At 72.6% G+C, this 14,314-nt stretch carries 13 protein-coding genes and 1 pseudogene; 3 read left to right on the forward strand and 11 right to left on the reverse strand.

Annotated elements, in window-relative coordinates:
* Positions 1–15: 15 nt before the first annotated feature.
* The 3 genes from ACIBL4_RS18620 to ACIBL4_RS18630 all read right to left on the reverse strand — a co-directional run bounded on the left by ACIBL4_RS18620 (position 16) and on the right by ACIBL4_RS18630 (position 2,984).
* Positions 16–906, reverse strand: a complete 891-nt coding sequence (locus ACIBL4_RS18620; protein ID WP_399411258.1) for an NAD(P)-dependent oxidoreductase — start codon at positions 904–906, stop codon at positions 16–18.
* Positions 907–1,064: 158 nt separating this feature from the next.
* Positions 1,065–2,306, reverse strand: coding sequence for an ROK family protein (locus ACIBL4_RS18625; protein ID WP_399411260.1), 1,242 nt, complete (start codon positions 2,304–2,306; stop codon positions 1,065–1,067).
* Between the two features lie 36 nt (positions 2,307–2,342).
* Positions 2,343–2,984, reverse strand: coding sequence for an alpha-ketoglutarate-dependent dioxygenase AlkB family protein (locus tag ACIBL4_RS18630; protein ID WP_399411262.1), 642 nt, complete (start codon positions 2,982–2,984; stop codon positions 2,343–2,345).
* A gap of 88 nt (positions 2,985–3,072) precedes the next feature.
* Here ACIBL4_RS18630 and ACIBL4_RS18635 point away from each other — a divergent pair, with 88 nt between their 5' ends.
* Positions 3,073–4,206 (forward strand): methyltransferase, encoded by a 1,134-nt coding sequence (locus ACIBL4_RS18635; protein ID WP_399411583.1) that lies wholly within the window; start codon positions 3,073–3,075, stop codon positions 4,204–4,206.
* On the opposite strand, the gene ACIBL4_RS18640 is transcribed toward ACIBL4_RS18635, so the two are convergent.
* Together ACIBL4_RS18640 and ACIBL4_RS18645 are read right to left on the reverse strand one after the other, a co-directional pair.
* Entirely contained in the window at positions 4,196–5,056 is an 861-nt protein-coding gene (locus ACIBL4_RS18640) for a ketose-bisphosphate aldolase (RefSeq protein WP_399411264.1), read from the reverse strand. The genes ACIBL4_RS18635 and ACIBL4_RS18640 overlap by 11 nt on opposite strands.
* A 13-nt stretch (positions 5,057–5,069) precedes the next feature.
* Positions 5,070–5,951, reverse strand: coding sequence for an SIS domain-containing protein (locus ACIBL4_RS18645; RefSeq protein WP_399411266.1), 882 nt, complete (start codon positions 5,949–5,951; stop codon positions 5,070–5,072).
* Positions 5,952–6,095: 144 nt separating this feature from the next.
* Between ACIBL4_RS18645 and ACIBL4_RS18650 the strand changes: the two genes are divergently transcribed.
* Positions 6,096–7,931, forward strand: coding sequence for a glycoside hydrolase family 15 protein (locus tag ACIBL4_RS18650; protein ID WP_399411268.1), 1,836 nt, complete (start codon positions 6,096–6,098; stop codon positions 7,929–7,931).
* A gap of 3 nt (positions 7,932–7,934) precedes the next feature.
* Here ACIBL4_RS18650 and ACIBL4_RS18655 read toward each other — a convergent pair whose 3' ends face one another.
* The gene (locus ACIBL4_RS18655; protein ID WP_399411270.1) at positions 7,935–8,894 is read right to left on the reverse strand and encodes a hypothetical protein; all 960 of its coding nucleotides are present in this window, start codon (positions 8,892–8,894) and stop codon (positions 7,935–7,937) included.
* Between the two features lie 157 nt (positions 8,895–9,051).
* A pseudogene (locus ACIBL4_RS18660) lies at positions 9,052–9,709 on the reverse strand (class I SAM-dependent methyltransferase).
* A 130-nt stretch (positions 9,710–9,839) separates the two neighbouring features.
* On the opposite strand from ACIBL4_RS18660, the gene ACIBL4_RS18665 reads away from it, so the two are divergent.
* Positions 9,840–10,547, forward strand: a complete 708-nt coding sequence (locus tag ACIBL4_RS18665; protein WP_399411272.1) for a phosphatase PAP2 family protein — start codon at positions 9,840–9,842, stop codon at positions 10,545–10,547.
* 39 nt (positions 10,548–10,586) lie between these two features.
* Here ACIBL4_RS18665 and ACIBL4_RS18670 read toward each other — a convergent pair whose 3' ends face one another.
* The 4 genes from ACIBL4_RS18670 to ACIBL4_RS18685 are packed head-to-tail and all read right to left on the reverse strand — an operon-like array spanning position 10,587 to position 14,261.
* Positions 10,587–11,180, reverse strand: coding sequence for a hypothetical protein (locus tag ACIBL4_RS18670; RefSeq protein ID WP_399411274.1), 594 nt, complete (start codon positions 11,178–11,180; stop codon positions 10,587–10,589).
* Positions 11,181–11,185: 5 nt separating this feature from the next.
* A complete protein-coding gene (locus ACIBL4_RS18675; RefSeq protein ID WP_399411276.1) occupies positions 11,186–12,046 on the reverse strand; it encodes a carbohydrate ABC transporter permease in 861 nt (286 codons plus the stop codon).
* Positions 12,043–12,981, reverse strand: a complete 939-nt coding sequence (locus ACIBL4_RS18680) for a carbohydrate ABC transporter permease (RefSeq protein ID WP_399411278.1) — start codon at positions 12,979–12,981, stop codon at positions 12,043–12,045. Before ACIBL4_RS18680 ends, ACIBL4_RS18675 begins: the two co-directional genes overlap by 4 nt.
* Positions 12,978–14,261, reverse strand: a complete 1,284-nt coding sequence (locus tag ACIBL4_RS18685) for an ABC transporter substrate-binding protein (protein ID WP_399411280.1) — start codon at positions 14,259–14,261, stop codon at positions 12,978–12,980. The genes ACIBL4_RS18680 and ACIBL4_RS18685 overlap by 4 nt, the downstream gene beginning before the upstream one ends.
* Positions 14,262–14,314: the final 53 nt, after the last annotated feature.

Consider the following 14,314-nt stretch of genomic DNA (forward strand, 5'->3'; position numbering starts at 1 on the left):
GAACCTCCCGGATGATCAGGCGGACGGGTTTTCGTCGAAACTCGCGAAGTAGGCGGCGGCCATGTCCTCGTCGCCGTGGCCCTGGGCGGCGGCGCGCTCCATGCGCGCGGCGGCGGCTTCGGCCACGTCCAGGCGGACGCCGTGGCCCGCACCGGCCTCGACGATGAGGCGGGCGTCCTTGGCGGCGGTGGTCACCGCGAACTGCGGCGGCGTGAGCCGGTCTTCGAGGATCAGGCCGGACTTGGCGTGCAGATAGCCCATGTCGAGCGGGCCGCCGGCGATGAGGTCGAGGAAACCGCGCGGGTCGACGTCGAGGGCCTTCGCCAGTGCCAGGGCCTCACCGGCGGCGGCCGTCACGGCGAGGACCCAGCTGTTGGCGACCAGCTTCAGCCGGGTGGCGCCGCCGGCCGCCCCGTCCTCGCCGGCCCACACGGTACGGGCGCCGACGGCGTCGAAGACGGGCGTCACCGTGTCCCGGCCCTCGACGGGGCCGGCGGCGAGCACGGTCAGCTGCCCTGCCTCGGCGGGCTGGCGGGTGCCCAGGACGGGCGCGTCGTAGAAGACCAGGCCGTGCTCGCGGGCGAAGGCGGCGAGGTCGCCGATGGCCTCGACGCCGACGGTCGTGGACTGCACCCAGGCGGCGCCCGGGCGCAGGGCGGGGGCGGCCTCCCGCATCGTCTCCAGGGCGGCGGGGCCGTCGTGGAGCATGGTCAGGACGACGTCGCTGTCCCGGACCGCCTCCGCGGGGGTGCCGGCGATGTGCACGCCCTCGGCGGCCAGCGGCTCGGCCTTGGCGCGGGTGCGGTTCCAGGCGTGGACGGCGTGCCCGGCGCGGGCCAGGTTGCGGGCCATCGCGGCGCCCATGATCCCGGTGCCCAGGACGCTCACGGTGAGCTTGTCGGTCATGACGTCAACTTCCTCGTTCGTACGGTGCGGGCGAGCCGCCTGCGGTCCAGCCTGCCCGCTCAGGCGCGAGCCTTCCCGGTCGCGGCGCGGACAAGCCGGTCGAGCCGTGCCTGATCGCCGATGAACCCGTCCAGCCGGACGCTCTGTTCCTCGTCCCGTTACGTCAGCGCTCCCAGGGGATCGTCCAGGACCGGTTGCCACGCCAGTTCCGCGGCGCCGACCAGGCTGTTGTGGTCGAGGGTGCACGGCAGGATGGGGACGCCGCCGCTCTGGCCCCACAGGCTGCGGTCGGCGACGACGGCGCGGAGACGGTCGGGGTCGGCGTCCAGGAGGGTGCGGTGCAGGCCACCGAGGATGATGCGGTCGGGGTTGAGGATGTTGACGAGACCGGCGAGTCCGAGGCCGAGCCGGTCGATGAGGGTCTCGGCGGCGGTGCGCACGCCCGGGTCGTCGTAGTGGTGGCGGACGAGGTCGATGGACTGCTGGAGCAGGGACACCTCGGGGCCCGGTTCGCGTCCCGCCGCCGTGAGGAAGGCCAGCGGGTCGGTCTCCACGTCCAGGCAGCCGCGGCTGCCGCAGTGGCAGGGGCGGCCCTCGGGGTGCACGGTGAGGTGGCCGACCTCCAGCGCGAGGCCCGAACTGCCCCGGTGCAGGCGGCCGTCGAGGACGAGTGCGCCGCCGACGCCCCGGTGGCCGGTGGCCACGCACAGCAGGTCGCGGGCGCCGCGCCCGGCGCCGTGCCGGTGCTCGGCGAGCGCGGCGAGGTTGACGTCGTTCGCGGCGAACGCCGGTCCGTCGAGGCCGGCCGCGCGCACCTGCTCGGCGAAGATGTCCCGGACGGGCGCGCCAGCGGGCCAGGCCAGGTGCAACGGGTTGAGGGCAAGGCCCTCGGGTTCGGCGACCGCGGACGGTACGGCGAGTCCCGCGCCCACGCACCGGCGCCCGGTCTCCCGCAGCAGCTCGACGCCCGCCGTGACGACGGAGGCGAGCACCTTCGCCGGGTCGGCGTCGACGACCTCGCAGCCCGGCGCGGTGGCCACGATCCGGCCGCCCAGCCCGACCAGCGCCGCCCGGAACCCGTCGGCGTGCACCTGCGCGGCGAGCGCGACGGGCCCGTCCTCGGCGACGGCCAGCTTGTGCGAGGGCCTGCCCTGCGAGCCCGCTGCCGCGCCGGGCCGGGCGTCGACCCGGATCAGCCCGAGCGCCTCCAGTTCGGCGGCGACCGCTCCGGCCGTGGCCCGTGTCACCCCGAGCTCGGCGGTGAGTACGGCCCGGGTCGGCGCGCGTCCGGTGTGCACGAGCTCCAGCGCGGGTCCGAGCGCTGCGCGCCCCCGGTCCAGCCGCGTCCTCGTCGAGGTGGTCCCATCCCCCGCCGGCCGGGGGTCCGCCTTCCCGCTCATGAGGGCGAGTCTCCCATGATCCGCAGGGCCCGCGGCCTACAGGCCGCTGACCCGGAGCGTGATGTTGAGCCGTCCGGTCAGGCCGAGACCGGGCGGTGCCGTGCCTCCGTGTACCCGGGGGACTCCGTGGTAGGCGAGGCGGGACGGGCCGCCGAAGACGAACAGGTCGCCGCTGCGCAGCTCGACGTCGGTCCAGGGCCGGGTGCGGGTCTCGGTGTTGCCGAAGCGGAACACGCAGGTGTCACCGAGGCTCAGCGACACCACCGGCGCGTCCGACTTCTCGTCGCTGTCGCGGTGCATGCCCATCCGGGCGTCGGCGTCGTAGAAGTTGATCAGGGCGATGTCGTAGGCCGGTGCCGGTCCCTGGAGCGTGTCGCGGACCGCCCGGCGGCCCAGGTCGCCCAGCCATGCGGGGAACGGCTTCACCGGGGCGCCGTCGCCGTCGACGACCGTACCGGCGTAGCCGTACGGGTACCAGTGCCGGCCGAGGCAGACCTGCCGGGCGGTCATGGTGCCGCCGCCGGGGGTGCGGACGGTGCGCAGCCCGGCCGGTGGGCGCGCCCAGTCGCGGCAGGCCTCCAGCAGCTCGCGCTGCTCCTCGGGATCCAGCCAGTCCGGCACGTGCACCGCGCCCGGCGCCACCCGCGTACGGGCCCGGGGGAACAGTTCGCCGTCCATGCCTCCCATCCTCTCCTCTCCGCGCCTCTCCTCCCCGACCTGGGCTGAGCTGCGGCTCGGCTAGCCTGGACGCACGATGAACGACCGTATGACGACGCCCTGGGGCGAGTTCGCGCTGACCCGTTTCCCCGAGGACCCGCGCGACAGGCTGCGCGCCTGGGACGCCTCCGACGAGTACCTGCTGAGGTATCTGGCGCAGGAGGGGATTCCGCTCTCGGGCACGGTCGTGGTCGTCGGGGACCGCTGGGGTGCCCTGGTCACGGCGCTCGCGGAGCACCGGCCGGCGCAGATCACGGATTCCCATCTGACCCAGGAGGCGACCCGGGCCAATCTCGCGCGGCACGGCGTCGAGCCCGGCGCGGTCCGGCTGCTCACCACGCAGGATCCGCCGCCCGGCCAGGTCGACGTGCTGCTCGTGCGGGTGCCGAAGAGCCTGGCGCTGCTGGAGGACCAGTTGCTGCGGCTGGCGCCGGCGGTGCACGCGGGGACGGTCGTCGTGGGCGCGGGCATGGTGAAGGAGATCCACACCTCGACGCTGCGGTTGTTCGAGCGGATCCTCGGCCCGACCCGCACCTCGCTCGCCGAGAAGAAGGCCCGGCTGATCTTCTGTACGCCCGATCCCGCCCTGGAGCGGCCCGCCAGTCCGTGGCCGTACGTCTACACGCTCCCGGACGGCATCGGACCCGCGTCGGGGCGCACGGTCGTGAACCACGCGGGTGTCTTCTGCGCCGACCGGCTCGACATCGGCACCCGGTTCTTCCTGGAGCATCTGCCGAGCGGCGGGGGCGGCCGGCGCGTGGTGGACCTGGGGTGCGGCAACGGCGTGGTCGGTACGGCGGTGGCGCTGGCCGACCCGGCGGCCGAGGTGCTGTTCGTGGACGAGTCGTTCCAGGCCGTGGCCTCGGCGGAGGCGACGTACAAGGCGAACGGGGTGCCGGGGCACGCCGAGTTCCGGGTCGGGGACGGGCTGGCGGGCGTGCCGTCCGGCAGTGTCGATCTGGTCCTGAACAACCCGCCGTTCCACTCCCATCAGGCGACGACGGACGCCACGGCCTGGCGGATGTTCACGGGGGCGCGGCGTGCGCTGCGGCCGGGCGGTGAGCTGTGGGTGATCGGCAACCGGCATCTGGGCTACCACGTCAAGCTGCGGAAGCTGTTCGGCAACAGCCGGCTGGTGGCGAGCGATCCGAAGTTCGTGGTGCTGAAGGCCGTCAAGCGGTAGCCGCGCCGAGAGTCTGGAGGGTCCGCGCCACCGTCCGGGTCATGGCCTCCCGGGCGACCGTCAGGTAGCCGCGCGGGTCGACCGCCTCGGGCCGGTCGGCGAGGAACTCCCGGATCGCGCCGGTCAGCGCGATGTTCAGGGCCGTGCCGATGTTGACCTTGGCGATGCCGCCGGCGACCGCCGCCGTGAGTTCGCCGTCCGGGACGCCGGAGGAGCCGTGCAGGACGAGCGGGACGTCCAGCGCGGCCGACAGTTGTTTGAGCAGGGCGTGGTCGAGGGTGGCGGTGCGGGTCGTCATGGCGTGGGCGCTGCCGATGGCGACGGCCAGGGCGTCCACGCCCGAGTCGGCGACGAAGGCCCGGGCCTCGTCGGGGTCGGTGCGCGCGCCCGGGGCGTGCGCGTCCAGCGGGGGTCTGCCGTTCTTGCCCCCGATCTGCCCCAACTCAGCCTCGATCCACAGACCTTGTCCGTGCGCCCGGTCGACCGCCGCCCGGGTCGCGGCCAGGTTCTCCGCGTAGGGCAGCCGGGCCGCGTCGTACATCACGGAGCTGAAGCCGGCCTCCGCGGCCTGGTGCAGCAGGGTCTCGCTCTGTACGTGGTCGAGGTGCAACGCGACGGGTACGACGGCCCGTTCGGCCGCGGCGACGGCCGCGCGGGCGAGCGGGAACAGCTGCCCGCCGTGGAACTTGACCGCGTTCTCGCTGACCTGGAGCACGACGGGGGCGGGCACGGACTCGGCGCCCGCGAGGACGGCCTCGACGTGTTCCAGCGTGATGACGTTGAAGGAGGCGACGGCCGAACGGGCCGCGGCGGCGCGGGTGACGAGCTCGCCGGTGGTGGTCAGGGGCACGGTGCCTCCAGGGTCAGTGGGCGAGGATCACCGAGCGGGTGAGGTGGCGGGGCCGGTCCGGGTCGAGGCCGCGGGCGGCGGCGACGGCGACCGCGAGGCGCTGGGCGCGGACGAGTTCGGCGAGGGGGTCGAGCCGGCCCTCGATCCACAGTCCGCCGGTGGAGCGCACCTGGTCCGCCAGCCCCTCGGGTGCCTCGCCGAACATCCAGGTCGCGGTGCCGCTCGTGGTGACGCTGATGGGCCCGTGCCGGTATTCCATCGCCGGGTAGGCCTCGGCCCAGGACAGCGACGCCTCGCGCATCTTCAGCGCGGCCTCGTTGGCCAGGCCGACGGTCCAGCCACGTCCCAGGAAGGTGAACTGGGCGCAGTCGACGAGGCCTTCGGGCAGGGGCTCCGTCAGGGCCGTGCGCGCGTCGGTGACGGCGGAGTCGGAGTGCAGGCCGAGGTGGGCCCGCAGGAGGGTGAGGGCCGTGGTGGCGAACCGGGTCTGCACGACGGAGCGTTCGTCCGCGAAGTCGAGGACGGCGAGGTCGCCGGCTGCCGTCCGCACGGGCGCGTCCGGGTCGGCGGTGATCGCGGTGGTGCGGGTGCGGCCCTTCAGCCTGCCCAGCAGATCGAGGACCTCGGTCGTGGTGCCGGAGCGGGTGAGGGCGACGACCCGGTCGTAGGCGCGGCCGTACGGGAACTCGGAGGCGGCGAACGCGTCGGTCTCGCCCTGGCCCGAGCCCTCGCGCAGGGCGGCGGCCGCCTGCGCCATGAAGTACGAGGTGCCGCAGCCGACGATCGCGACCCGCTCCCCCGGCGCCGGCAGCACCTCCGCGGACCCGGCCGCCCGTGACGCGGCGCCTGCCCAGCACTCGGGCTGGCTGGTGAGCTCGTCCTCGACATGCGTCATGCCGCATCCTCCGCTCTGTTTGTTCCTGCAAGGTATCGCCGAATTTCGAGCAATATCAAGCATGAGGGCGAATCGTTCCTCGCCCGTCCGGCAGGCCGCCCGCCTAAGCTGGGGCTGAGGCGCATGCCGGGCCAAGGAGGCGTCATGGGCGGACCAGCGCGCGACCACGACGTGCCGGGCGGCCGGCGGTATCTGCCGATCGCCGAGCACGGGCTGATCGGCGACCTGCGCAGCGTGGCCCTGGTGGGGACGGACGGCACCATCGACTGGTACTGCTGCCCGGCCTTCGACGCGCCGAGCGTCTTCGCCTCGATCCTGGACGCGGAGCGCGGCGGCTGCTTCGAACTGGCGGCGGCGGTGCCGGCGCGGACCAAGCAGTTCTACTTCCCCGACACCAACGTCCTGATCACCCGGTTCTTCACCGAGGACGGCGTCGGCGAGGTGCAGGACTTCATGCCGCTCGACGGCGAGCCCGCCGAGGTGGAACGGCACCGGCTGATCCGCCGGGTGGTGTGCGTACGCGGCTCGATCCCGTTCCGTACCCGCGTCGCTCCCCGGTTCGACTACGGCACCCGGCCGCACACCGTCCGGCTGACCGGTGACACGGCGCTCTTCGAGTCCGAGAGGCTGGCGCTCGCGCTGACCGCGACCGTGCCGCTGGAGACGGACGGGCCGGACGTGCGCGGCGACTTCAAGCTCTCCGAGGGCGAGTCGGCGGTGTTCGCGCTGGACAAGGTGGGCGGCGACGTGGCGCCCCGCCGGTGTGCCCGCACGGAGGCGGAGGAGCAGTTCGCGGCGACGGTGGCGTACTGGCGGCGCTGGCTGTCCGCCTCCAAGTACCGGGGCCGCTGGCGGGAGATGGTGCACCGCTCGGCGCTGACGCTGAAGCTGCTGACGTACGCGCCGACCGGGGCGATCGTGGCCGCGCCGACCACGAGTCTGCCCGAGCGGCTCGGCGGCGAACGCAACTGGGACTACCGGTACGTGTGGGTGCGCGACGCGGCCTTCTGCGTCTACGCCCTGCTGCGGCTGGGCTTCACCGGCGAGGCCGAGAAGTTCATGGACTTCGTGACCCGACACATCAGCCCGGGCGACGGCAAGCCCTCCGGCCCCTTGCAGATCATGTACGGCATCGACGGGCGCGCCGAGCTGCCCGAGACGGCACTCGGCCATCTGGAGGGCCACGAGGGTTCCGCGCCGGTACGGGTCGGCAACGCGGCGGCCGACCAGCTCCAGCTCGACATCTACGGCGCGCTGATCGACTCCATCTACCTCTACGACAAGTGGGCCAAGCCCATCTCCAGTGGCCAGTGGGACGACGTGTGCGCGCTGGTGGACTGGGTGTGCGAGAACTGGGACCAGCCCGACGAGGGGATCTGGGAGACGCGGGGCGGGCGCAAGAACTTCCTGTACTCGCGGCTGATGTGCTGGGTGGCGATCGAGCGGGCCATCCGGATGGCCACCCGGCGCGGCCTGCCCGCCGATCTGCTGCACTGGCGGGGGTGCCGCGACACGATCTACCGGCGGATCATGAGCCGGGGCTGGTCCGAGGCGCGCGGGGCCTTCGTCCAGCACGAGGACGGTGACGTGCTGGACGCGGCCGTGCTGATGATGCCGCTGACGAAGTTCATCGCCCCGACCGATCCGAAGTGGCTGTCGACGCTGGACGCGCTCACCGAGGAGCTGGTCTCCGACTCGCTGGTCTACCGCTACGACCCGCAGTCCAGCCCGGACGGGCTGCGCGGCGACGAAGGCACGTTCTCCATCTGCTCGTTCTGGTACGTCGAGGCCATGGTGCACGCGGGCCGTATCGACGAGGCGCGCCTCGCCTTCGAGAAGATGCTGACGTACGCCAACCATCTCGGCCTGTACGCCGAGGAGATCAGCCACACCGGGGAGCAGCAGGGCAACTTCCCGCAGGCGTTCACACATCTCGCGCTGATCAGCGCCGCCTTCAATCTGGACCGGGCGCTCGGCTGACGCTCAGTGCCCGTGACCGTCGTCCGCATGCCCCTCCGGGGTACCGGATCCGGCCGCCGCTCCCCCGGCCCTGACGGTGAACGCCGCCGTGTGGACCTTGCCGTCGTGCTTGAAGTCGAGGAACAGGCGGTAGGAACCGGCGCTGGGGGCCGTGACCTTGAAGGAGATGTCCGGGCCGGGCCTGGTCTTTCCGTCGCCGGGTTCGCCGTTCGGGTGGACGTGGAGGTAGGCGAGGTCGCCGGAGCGCAGGGCGACGAGGTGGCCGTACGCGCCGAGGTACGGCTGGAGGTCGGTGACCGGCCGGCCGGCGCGGGAGACCTCGAGCTTCAGTTCGCCCGCCTCGCCGGGGCGCAGAGCGCCGGACAGCTTCACCTCGTAGCCGTTGGTCCTGGCCGTGGCGGTCGGCGCGGGCAGTTCCTCCGGCTGGTACGGGCCGGAGGCGGCGAGGTCCGCGCCGAGGGTGAGGTTCCGGGCGCCCTTCTTCGCCGGGGTGAAGTCGGCGAAGACGCGGTAACCGCCCGCGCGGGGCAGGTCGACGGGGGTACTCCAGGTGCCGTCGGCGGCCCGGGTGGGGTGCAGATGGCGGTAGGTGACCAGGTCGCGTGAGGCCACGATGAGGTGGAGTTCCTTGTCATGCTCGCGCTGATAGGCGGTGACGGCGCGACCGCCGCCGTCCCTGACCGTGAAGCGCAGGTCGGCCCGCTGCCCGGCGGTGACGCTCGGGGTCTGGAGGTCGAGGGTGTAGCCGTCCTCGGAGATCTGGAGCCCGCCGGCCGGGGGCGTTTCATGCCCGGCGTGGCCGTCGGCCTGTTCCGGCGGGGGTGACGGCCGGCTGTGCTCGTCCTTGTGTCGCGGCGGGCTGTCGGCGACAACGGGGTCGATGCCCTGGCCGACGCCGTAGGCCGTGCCGAAGGTCGCCGCGAGAACGGCGGCGAAGGTCGTGATCTTCAGTCCGGTGTTCATGGCCGGCATCTCCTTCAGAACGGGGCCTCCCGCTCCTATGCGGGGCCTCCATACAGCTCAGCATACCCCCAGGGGGTATGAAGTCAAGCGTCGATCGCGCTTGCAAGAGGGGGCATGTCACCGTCACCGCGCATGCGGCGCTGCCGCCCGTGGCGGGTCAGGGGCGGTGCCACACCAGCGTGTGGCGCCAGAGCAGGCGGCGGCGCAGGCGGGCGCCGGGCAGGACGGTCCGGGCCTCGCGGACGATCTCCGGGAAGGTCATGGCCGCCGGTCGCGTGCGGGCCGTCATGGAGACGGGGCGAGACACCGGGCGGCCCCGGTTCTTGAGCAGGGCCATGACGATGTTGAGCGGGATCGACGCGACGCCGAGGAGGTGGTCGACGGGTGTCCGCTCCCGGGAGACACCGACGATCACCAGGGTGCCGCCGGGGGCCAGACGGTCACGGAAGGCCTGGAGCGCCTGGCTGAACGGCAGGTGGTGGACCACGGCGACACAGGTGATGACGTCGTACGGACCGGCGGGCAGCCCGGCCGGCGCGTCGGCCACCGTGTACGTCACCGGGACCGCCCCGGGGGGTCAGCTCCCGCGCCCGGGCGATGATCACCGGGTCGGCGTCGACCCCGTGCACCCGCTCGGCCCGGCCGGCCAGCAGCCGGGCGAGATCGCCGCTGCCGCACCCCACGTCCAGGACGCTCCCGACCCGCCTGGGGAGCTGCCGCGGGATCCAGCGGTGGAAGTGGGCGTTGTGATCCCAGGGACGGGCGGCGTGGAATCGTTCGAGGGCGCCCAGAACCCGGTGCGGCAGGGACGTCATGCCCTCAGTTCAGCAGACGGGTTCGGTCGCCCGACGTGGGCACTCGGGAGGTACCGGCTCGCAGGGGCGCCGAGTGTGCGCCCGGCGTGAGCCGGTACCTTGCTGGGAAGGCCACTGCGGGGAGAAGCACATGACCGATCCGACGACCACAGGCGAGGACGCCCTTCGTCCGCTCCCGGCGGACGGGAAGCCCTCGGGCGGGCCCGGCCGGCTCCTGGGCGCCGTCATGGGCGATCTCAGGGCCGTGGACGGCGCCCTGTACGCGGCGGTGGCCGCCACTCCCACGCCCACGCTCGACCGGACGCTGCGCCATCTGTCGCACGCGGCCGACCACTCAAAGATCTCGTTCGCCATCGCCGCGGCCCTGGCGCTGGGCGGGAAGCGGCCGAGGAGGGCCGCGTTCGCCGGCGTCGGGGCGATCGCCGTGGCCTCGGCCTCCGCGAATCTGCTCGGCAAGCGCCTGGTGCGCCGGGCCCGGCCGGACCGGGAGGCGGCCCGCGTGACGGTGGACCGGCACGTTCCGATGCCGACGTCGGCCTCGTTCCCGTCGGGGCACACGGCATCGGCGGTCGCGTTCGCCACCGCCGTCGGCGTGGTCCTGCCGCCCGCCGCGGTGCCGCTCGGGGCGCTCGCGAGCGCCGTCGGCTACTCCCGTATCCACACGGGCGTGCACTATCCGGGCGACGTGGCCGCGGGCGCGGTCCTCGGCATCGCGAGCGCAGCGGCGGCCCTGGCGGCGGCAGCGGCGGCGGCCACTCCGTCGGCCAGGACGCAGGCGCTTCTCACGGCGGCCCGTTCGTGGCCGCGGATCAGCATCGGCGCTGCCCTGCGGGAGTGAGGCCGCAGTACGTCCACGCAGTGCTGTCGCAGGCGTTGGCTATCGCAGGGCAACAGCGGCGGACCGGCGTACGTCGACGGCCGTGAGTGCCAGGGCGAGCGGTCCCGGGGCCAGGAAGGCCAGGGGCAGCAGCATCCAGGCGCACAGCGCGGCCGTCGCCACGGCGAGCAGGACCAGTCCGCTGCCGCCCGCGTCCGCCACGGCGTCCCGGGCGGCCCCGCGCACCGCCGCACGCCAGTCGGTGAGCGACTCGGGGCGGGCGCAGGCCCGCAGGCCGACGACCGCCGCGCAGGCGCCGAGGGCGGCGGCGATCACGGCGAACAGCGGCGCGCCGGGCAGCCCCGCCCCGGCCAGCGCCAAATCGGCCGCGAGCAGCAGCAGACCCGCCAGGGCGACGGCCCCCGCCAGCAGGTCACCGGCTCGCAGTCGTTGCCGCAGCAGGATCAGGTACCGCCCGGCCGTGACGGGTCGGTCCTGTCCGGCGCCTCGGAGTACGGCGCACGCCGTCGACAGCGCGGCCGGTGCGGTCACCAGCGGCAGGCAGGCCACCGACGTGGCGAGGCCGACGCTCAGCACGTCCGCGAACAGCGTCATGCGCGGCCCGAACACCTCACCGGGCTCGCGTGTCCGCATCCCGCTCACCCTTTCAGTCCGGAGCTGGCCATGCCCTCCACCAGGAACCGCTGGAAGGCGAGGAAGAACAGCACGATCGGCAGCAGCGCGATCACCGACATCGCGAACATCGGGCCGAACGCGGAGGTGCTGGAGGCGTCCACGAAGGACCGCAGCGCGAGGGTCAGCGTGAACTTGTCCGGGTCGAACAGGTAGATGAGCTGGGTGAAGAAGTCGTTCCAGGTCCAGATGAAGGTGAAGATGGCGGTGGTGATCAGGGCCGGCCGGGTGAGGGGAAGCACGACCTGGAAGAAGCTGCGGAAGGGCCCGCAGCCGTCGATCCGGGCCGCCTCCTCCAGTTCGCGCGGCAGGCCGCGCATGAACTGCACGATGAGGAAGACGAAGAACGCCTCGGTGGCGAGGAACTTCGGCAGGATCAGCGGCCAGTAGGTGTTCACCAGGCCGAGCTGGTTGAAGATGATGTACTGCGGGATCAGCACCGCGTGGTGCGGCAGCATGATCGTTGCGATCATGAAGGCGAACAGCGGCCCGCGCAGCCGGAACCTGAGGCGGGCGAAGGCGTAGGCGGCGAGCGAGCAGCTGATGACGTTGCCGAGGACCGCGCCGCCGGCGATCAGCAGGGAGTTGCCGAGCAGCCGCCAGATGGAGACGTCGTTGACGCCCTCCATGGCGGTGGAGTAGTTCGACCACTCCAGGTGGCTGGGCAGCAGGTCGAGGCTGGCGATGACCTCGTCGGCGGGCTTGAGTGAGGTCGCCAGCAGCCACGCCAGCGGGTACAGCATGACCAGCAGGGCGGCCAGGCAGCCCAGGTGGATGGCGACCCGCCCCCAGCGGACGGGCTTGTGGGTAACGGCGGTCGAGGTCATCGGTCCCCCTCGGAGGCGTAGAAGACCCAGGAGCGGGAGGTGCGGAACAGCACCGCCGTGACCACACCGATCACGAGGAGCAGCACCCAGGCCATGGCGGAGGCGTAGCCCATGTGGGAGGCGACGAAGCCGCGGTCGTAGAGGTACATGGTGTAGACGAGGGTCGAGTCGGCCGGCCCGCCCTTGCCGGCGCTGACCGCGAAGGCGGGCGTGAACACCTGGAAGGCCTGGATGGTCTGCAGGACCAGGTTGAAGAACAGCACCGGGGACAGCATCGGCACGGTGACGGACAGGAACTGCCGCCATTTCCCGGCCCCGTCGACCGCCGCCGCCTCGTACAGCTCGGCCGGTATCTGCTGGAGCCCGGCGAGGAAGATGACCATCGGCGCGCCGAACTGCCACACCGTCAGCAGGGCCACGGCCAGCAGCGACCAGCCGGGCTTGTTGACCCAGCCGCCGGTGCCGAGCAGGTTGTCCACCGTGCCGCCGTCGTTGAAGACCGCCCGCCAGACCAGGGCGATGGACATCGACGCGCCGAGCAGCGAGGGCGCGTAGAAGGCGGAGCGGTAAAAGGCCTTGCCGCGTTTCATGCCCTTGAGCGCGAGCGCCACGACGAGGGCCAGCGCGAGTTGCAGGGGTACGGCGATGACGACGTACGTCACCGTCGTCACTACCGAGCGCCAGTAGCGCGGGTCCTCGGTGAACATCTGGACGTAGTTGCGCAGGCCCACCCACTTCGGCGGGTTGAACAGGTCGTAGTCGGTGAACGACAGGTACAGCGACACGGCCATCGGCAGCAGGGTCAGGACGACCGCGCCGAGGACCCAGGGCGAGAGGAACACCCAGGCGGCGCCCTCGCGTTCGCGTTTGGGGCGGCGCTTCGGGGCGGTGGCGGGGACGCGTTTCGTCTCCGTGGGGATCGCGGTGGTGGTCATGACCTCAGCTCCGCCTTCGCCTCGGTGATGTAGTTCTCGGCCGCCTCGCGGGGTGACATGCGCTCGTAGGACACCTGGTCGTAGTCGCGCTGGAAGGTGCTCTGGAGGGCGTTGTCGCCCGTCGGCGGTGCCTGGGGCGGGTCCTTGAGCTTGCCCTCCAGGGATGCCTGGAAGTCGGCGATGGTCTTGTCGAAGTCCTTGAGCTGCGGGCCGATTTCGTCGCGGACGGTCTCGTTGACGGGGATGCCGCGGCTCGCGCCGAGGATCTTCGCGGCCTGCCGGTCGTTGACCAGGAAGTCGACGAGCTGTGCCGCCTCCTTCGGGTGGGCCGTGTTGGCGGAGACTCCGACGAACATGGAGGGCTTGAAGTACTGGCCGGGGGTGCCGTCCTCACCCGACGGCATGGGCGCGAGGGCGACGCCGCCCTTGACGAGGGCGAGGAAGCCGCTGGCCGGGGCGTCCCAGTTGGCGTCGGTGACGGACGTGCCGCGCCCCAGCGGGGTGTTCTCGACGGAGCCGTCGAGCTGGGTGGTCTGCTCGGCGGGCGAGACGGCGCCCTCGCGGCGCAGCTTGTCGGTGAAGGTCCACCAGCGGGTGAGGTCGTCGGCGGTGAAGCCGAGACGGCCGTCCTCCGTGTAGAGGGCCTTGCCCTGCCCGCGCAGCCAGACCTCGAAGGCGTCCTCGCTCTGTCCGGGGTCGGTCGCCCCGGGCTTGCCGGTCTTCTTGGCCAGGGCGCGCATGGTGTCGGCCCACTGGCTCCAGGTCCAGCTCTTGCCGGGGAGGGGCACGCCCGACCTCTTCCAGGTCCCGACGTCGTAGGCGACGGTCTCGGTGCCGCGGCCCTGCGGGATCGCGTACTGGACGTCGTCCACGCGGCCGGTGGCGAGCAGGCCCTGGTCGATCTCGGAGGTGCGCAGGACGGCTTTCTGCTTCGCCAGGTCGAGCAGGACGCCGCCGGAGGCGTACTGGTCGATCTGGCGGTAGTCCAGTTGCATGACGTCCGGGGCGTCACCGCCGGCGGCCTGGGTGGCGAGCTTCTGTTTGTAGGCGTCGTAGCCGGAGAACGACGTCGTCACGTCGACGCCCGGATGCTGTTTCTCGAACAGTGTGACGGCCTGCTCGGTGCGTTCCGCGCGGTCGGGGTTGCCCCACCACGTGTAGCGCAGCACGACCTTGCCGCCGCCGGCCGATTCCCCGGATCCTCCGCAGCCCGCCAGCACGGCACACAGTGCCAGTACGGCGGCCGACGCGCAGAACCCCTTTGTCCTGTGTGCGGGCATGCCGAGGTCACCTCTCTTCTCCTCGGAGTTCGGTTGAGGCCCCCCTCGTCGGT

Source organism: Streptomyces sp. NPDC050416 (genome assembly GCF_044458845.1).
GTDB lineage: Bacteria > Actinomycetota > Actinomycetes > Streptomycetales > Streptomycetaceae > Streptomyces.